Source organism: Ruegeria sp. CG11 (assembly GCF_056537245.1).
In genome coordinates, this window is the sequence record NZ_JBQFRE010000056.1 from 1 (window position 1) to 1,617 (window position 1,617).

The 1,617-nt window shown below is 56.3% G+C and carries 1 protein-coding gene; it reads right to left on the reverse strand.

All coding sequences use genetic code 11. From position 1 onward, the window contains the following. Positions 1-450: 450 nt before the first annotated feature. The gene (locus tag ACR0KW_RS24185) at positions 451-1,470 is read right to left on the reverse strand and encodes an IS110 family RNA-guided transposase (protein ID WP_480785632.1); all 1,020 of its coding nucleotides are present in this window, start codon (positions 1,468-1,470) and stop codon (positions 451-453) included. Positions 1,471-1,617: the final 147 nt, after the last annotated feature.

Consider the following 1,617-nt stretch of genomic DNA (forward strand, 5'->3'; position numbering starts at 1 on the left):
ACGCAACCGATCGCTGCCGATCTCAGGTACCTACCTTGGAAGACGCCGAAGGCGGAGCCAAAGTTGCTTGTTTTCATCCGCTTGCTGATGTCTGAACACTAATTGTCGATTACCAAGTCATGATCGTCGCCTGACATCATGCAAAATAAGCTGCGCAAGCAGCGAATGTCAGCTCTATGGGCGCACTCGCAGCAACAAGGCCGCGTGCTCAAGGTCGTGTGTGGATGGCTCCTGCATTGCAAGAGATTTCTGTAGTTGCGATGGTCTGTCAGTACAGTCGTGTGTCCGGCCTGTTTGCGTGGCGGTTGCCACTGGCCCTGATGAGTTCCGCGAGCAAGGTTCCTATCGGCTTAACGACCTCAAGTGCCGCGACATTGGTCGGAGTGTCCTTACTCTTGGTTGACTTCGTTTCGCATCATCACATCAAGCGTCTTGCATCTCTTGGCAGGATCAACAGATTGGCTGCCTGTATTCCTCCTGTTTCGTCAGTAGCGCCCAGATGATCCGAGCGGATTTGTTGGCCATGGCGACTGTCGCCAGTCGGAAGGGCTTTTCGTCCAGAAGCTTCGCAGTCCAGGTGTCGGCTTTCTCTGGGCTGTTCTTGGCCATGAGCGCGCGCGACGTCATTCCGATGATCAGCAATTTTCGGATGTAACGGTCACCCTTCTTCGTGATCCGCCCGAGGCGCTCTCGACCGCCGCTGGATTTGTTCAACGGTGTCAGGCCCAACCAGGCGGCTAAATCGCGGCCAGTCTCGAACTGCTTTGCATCGCCAATGGTGGCAACAACAGCCGACGCGGTGATCGGTCCGATCCCCGGCATGCGCATCAACCTACGTGCATCGGCTTCCAGCCATGCATGTTGTTCGATCAGTTTGGTCAGCCCATCAACCCGCACATTGAGCCCGTTCAGTTGATGACACATCACGCCAAGAATGCCGTCCGCGATCTCGGGCATCTCCAACTGGTCTTCGGTGCCGTGCTCTCGCGCGAACTTGGACACAGCTTCAATACCCGTCGGTAGGATGTGACCAAACTCGCGAAGGATACTGCGGATCATGTTTACGACCTGGGTACGTTGACGGACGACCAGATCGCGCGCCCGATGAATAGCAAGGATCGCCTGCTGGTCTTCGGACTTGATCTCGACGAAGCGCATGGTCGGGCGACGCACCGCTTCGCAGATCGCTTCTGCATCGGCTGCATCGGTCTTGCCGCGCTTCACGTAAGGTTTGACGTAGGCTGCTGGCATGAGCCGAACGTCATGGCCAAGCTCACGCAACTTGCGCCCCCAGTGATGGGATGATCCGCAGGCCTCCATACCAACCACACAGCGCGGCAATGTCTCGAAGAAGGCGATCAACTTCGCGCGTTTGATCTTCTTGTTGATGATCCGACGCCCCGTGGCTGAAACACAGTGCACCTGAAAAACGTCCTTGGCCAAATCCAGGCCCACAGTCTTTACTGTCATTGGGTGGCTCCTTTCCCAGCAGTCGATAACAACTGCACTTTGGCACGTTCGATGCCGGTGGAGCAGGAGCCATCCACCTCATCCGATATGGGCCGTCATTAACCGTGCAAACCGGTTCTCCGGTCCACATGATGTATCCTCCCCGAT

Coding starts and splice junctions, on each gene's coding strand:
- ACR0KW_RS24185 (WP_480785632.1), bottom strand. CDS start 1,470: ATGACAGTAAAGACTGTGGGCCTGGATTTGGCCAAGGACGTTTTTCAG.